This window comes from Bacillus sp. AP50 (assembly GCF_040492675.1).
Lineage (GTDB): Bacteria > Bacillota > Bacilli > Bacillales > Bacillaceae_G > Bacillus_A > Bacillus_A cereus.
This window is the reverse complement of sequence record NZ_JBEUTW010000586.1, coordinates 1-4,028: the sequence shown is the minus strand read 5'-3', so window position 1 is coordinate 4,028 and position 4,028 is coordinate 1. Positions and strand designations below refer to the sequence as shown.

Genomic DNA, 4,028 nt, shown 5'->3' with positions numbered 1-4,028 from the left:
GTACAATAGATAGCTGAATATAACGAGTTTAAATTGCAAATAAAAATAGAAGAGCAGACAAACTTTTATTATTTGGTTTACTCCATCACTTTTTAAATTTCAGACATTAATATAAAAAGGTTAGAGAATTAACTTCTCTAACCTTTTTATATACACTATTAGGTTTCAAACAGTAAAGATGCCCTAATGCTACCATTGATCCTGTTCCCTATTCAACCTTGTATAAACAAAAAAAATCAAATATTACCACTATTCAAAACCAGTTACAATTCTCTCTTTCATTTTCTGTATTACTTCACTGCTCAATACTTTTTGACCAGCAGGAAGTTTTAATATGGCAGCGGCACCTTTACTAAGGTATATTTCTTGATCATTATTTTGATTTACTACCAATATTCCTTGCCCTTCAAATTCGAAATAACTAATATCTTTTGTTTCATTTGTATTATTTTTTATTGCTTTATATAATCCATATAAATCTTTACTTCTATTTTCTCCGCCCGTTCGAATCGGTTCAGTATCATTCGCAACAATTAGTCCTTCTGGCTGCTCACCCTTCATAATAAACCACAGCTTTTCATTTGTTGGTAATAGTAAATTCTTAAATTCAGAGCTATTTAAAATTTGCTGTGCTGGAATTGTTTCATAGATTGGTAACGAAAATGGAGATGTTGTTATTTTTTCAAAACTTAAATTTTCAGAAGAACTTCCCTTACTATATTGATAATCTTTTAATGCGATCGATTGTACTGATTCACTTTTATTTTTTGATGCATAACTAATTTTACTAGCGAAAATAATAACAGTCATTAAGCACATGCACAGTATCACAAGCTTAAGTAGTTTTCCCATTTATGAACCCCCGCTTTTAATATTATTAGTTTGCATGGATATTATAAACAGTTTCACTCCACCAAAAATTATTATTGTTATGGAACGTACTGAAATTATGATTATAATAATCACCATACCAAGGGTCCATGTATGTTATATAATCTGTTCCATTTGTCCCTTTATAAAATCCATCAAGTACTAGAAAGTGTCCGATGTTAGCTCCATTTTGCCACATAATGAGTGCAATCATCGGCTGATTACTATTAATTTGACTTTTGAACCAATCATAAGATTTTGCTCCAGAACTTATAACTGAGCTAACACCATATCCCGATAATCCATATTGTATTTCACGTGAAGTTGCAGGATTATTATATGATCCACCCTTAACATACCTAACGTACTGATCTTGTGAAGGAGTTTTCCCAAAATAATTTAAAACTGAAACCGAAGTGCCTGCCCAACACCAATTTGATCTTTCTTGTAATATGTTAGGTACAGATAATTTACGGTCTGTTGGTGTACTTGGGGGATTTCCATTAATATACGCTGACGTTACATATACTTTTTTTCCATCTTTAAAATAATAAAACCAACGATTATCTAAATTTCCTGTCCAGTAATCTTTAACCGCTTCACCATACTCCCATCCTTTAAAAGATACTTTTGTATTTCCGGGAATCACATCTACAATATTTGCATTTAAACTTTTTGCCTCTCTAACATTTACATTCAATGGAGCTGTTGTTCCTGAAAATTCAACTTCTTCTGCTATTATTTTCTGAACACCAATAAAACTAAATGTGAAAAACAATAAAAACATACAAACAATAAAATGATTTCTTCCCTTCATTTCTCCACCCCTTTATCAGTACTAAAAAACATCAACAATTCATCCTTATTAATTGTTCAAGCTTAATATTACATACTAACGAAAAATGACTTCTCATAAAGTGAAACTTTAATCAGTAGTGGTTTTATTCATCCCCCACTGATTATTAGTTGAACCAATCGGGCTGCCCGGCAAATAGTGGGATAAATTCCAATACAAAAAAGGAGCCTATAAATTTTTATAGACTCCTTTTTATTTCGTCGTTATTACTTAGCTAATTCTTTCGTACCCTTCATTACATCAATGAAGAATCCCCAGTTATTCACTACAGAAGAGATACTGATATGTTCATCTGGAGTGTGGACGTTGAAAATGTCTGGTCCGAATGAAATTGCATCTAATTCAGGCATCTTTTGAACGAATGCGCTACACTCAATCCCCGCATGTACAGCGAAGATTTCAATTTCTTTATTGTATTTTTCTTGATGTACTTTTTCAAATAAATTACGAATTTGTGAGTTTGGATTGTATGGCCATTCTGGATACTCTGACTCTATTTCAAATGTAGCACCAACTAATTCAGCAATATATTTGATTTCTTCTGCAACATGTTGTTTTAAACTACTTACAGAACTTCGCACTTCGTTACGTAATTTAATTTCATCTTGCAACGTTTCAATAACGCCTAAATTTGTTGAACTTTCTACAAGACCTTTAATATCCATGCTCATACTTTGAATGCCATTTGGAATTAAGAATAATGATGAAATAAGCTGCTTTTGTGTCTCTTTAGCAAATACTTTTTCAACTTTTTCATCCAATTTTGTCAGTGTAACATGAACATCTGGATCAACAGCACGCATTTCTTCTTGTAATACACGTGTCCATGATTCTAGTTTTTCTTCTACTTGTCCTACATCTTCTGTACGAATTAAAATTGTAGCTACACTTTCACGCGGAATTGCATTCGTTTTTAATCCGCCGTGAACTTCACTTATGTAAAACTCCGTATGTACTGATAAATCACGTAATACTCGTCCTAATACTTTGTTCGCATTACCGCGTTGTTTATCAATTTCCATACCAGAATGGCCGCCTTTTAGACCACCAACATATATACGGTATGCATCCATATTCGCTGGCGTTTCATCCCAAATTACTTGAATTGTTTCAACAGCTTTCGCACCACCTGCACTACTTACAAGTAATTTATGATCTTCTTCAGAATCAATATTTATAAATATCTTTCCTTCAAAATGATTTGGATCAATAGCAAAAGCTCCGCCCATTGTCGTTTCTTCTTCAGTAGTGATAACGACTTCAAGTGCTGGATGCGGAATTTCTTTTGAATCTAATAAAGCTAATGCATACGCAACTGCAATACCATTATCAGCACCTAAAGTTGTTTGATTTGCATATAACATGTCCCCAATGATTCGTAATTCAATTGGATCTTTTTCAAAATCATGTACTGTTGCTTGATTTTTTTCGCAAACCATATCCATATGACCTTGAATAATAATAGCTGGTACATTTTCATAACCAGCTGTTGCTTCTTTTTTAATAATGACATTTAATGCTTCATCTTGAATGACTTCTAAGTTACGCTCTTTTGCAAAGCCCACTAAATAATCACTAATTTCCTTTTCATTACCTGATCCTCTAGGAATCTTTGAAATTTCTGCAAAATGAAAAAATACAGGGTGCTTTGTTAATTGTTCTAAAGTAGAATACATTTTTCAAGCTCCTCTCAAAATGAAAAAATAATATGTAAGTCTCATATCATTATACCATGATTCATTATTTTATCTTTCTTTTAACTTTTATTGTTCATTTTATGTACAACACTCTTACAACATTGTAAGGGCGTTGTAATCTACATCGATTTTTCTCATTTAATAATAGTCGTATACTTTTTAAAGAAACACATTAAAGGAGATAAAGAAAATGAAAAAGTTTTTAGCAATTATTACACTATGTTTATTATTTTTTAGTTTTACTATTGGCTGTGAGAGAGCGTCACTAAATAGAATTGGTAAAGATGTATATTACATGCAGATAAAAGGCGAAGGAACTATCGAAAAAGTAGATCATAGAAACTTACGAAACTATACGCTGTCCGCATTTGATGAAGATGGCGTCAAAAAACAAATTACATTTAGAAGTACAAAAAAAGAAAACAATCATAAATTAAATGAAGACGCGTTTTTACGCCTTTATGTAGATCAAGATGATAATAGCAACAATGAAATATCATCAATTGAAGTAAAGTCCTATGAAGAGATTCAGAAAACAGATTTACCTAAAAAAGTAAAAGATAAGTTTACTATTAAATAAAAAAACAAAAGAAAATGCTCTATGC

4 protein-coding genes are annotated in these 4,028 nt (G+C 31.8%); 1 reads left to right on the top strand and 3 read right to left on the bottom strand.

Annotation, left to right across the window (positions count from 1 at the left end; genetic code table 11):
* Positions 1-249: 249 nt before the first annotated feature.
* The 3 genes from ABWK52_RS26955 to pepD all read right to left on the bottom strand — a co-directional run bounded on the left by ABWK52_RS26955 (position 250) and on the right by pepD (position 3,402).
* Positions 250-852: a hypothetical protein gene (locus ABWK52_RS26955; protein WP_000517260.1), complete on the bottom strand. Its 603-nt coding sequence runs from the start codon at positions 850-852 to the stop codon at positions 250-252.
* 25 nt (positions 853-877) lie between these two features.
* The gene (locus ABWK52_RS26950; protein WP_098542459.1) at positions 878-1,687 is read right to left on the bottom strand and encodes a papain-like cysteine protease family protein; all 810 of its coding nucleotides are present in this window, start codon (positions 1,685-1,687) and stop codon (positions 878-880) included.
* Between the two features lie 245 nt (positions 1,688-1,932).
* Positions 1,933-3,402 carry a beta-Ala-His dipeptidase gene (gene pepD, locus ABWK52_RS26945; RefSeq protein ID WP_000287515.1) on the bottom strand — a complete coding sequence of 490 codons (1,470 nt, stop codon included), beginning with the start codon at positions 3,400-3,402 and terminating at the stop codon, positions 1,933-1,935.
* Between the two features lie 211 nt (positions 3,403-3,613).
* Between pepD and ABWK52_RS26940 the strand changes: the two genes are divergently transcribed.
* Entirely contained in the window at positions 3,614-4,003 is a 390-nt protein-coding gene (locus ABWK52_RS26940; RefSeq protein ID WP_000713865.1) for a YxeA family protein, read from the top strand.
* The last annotated feature ends 25 nt before the right edge of the window (positions 4,004-4,028 follow it).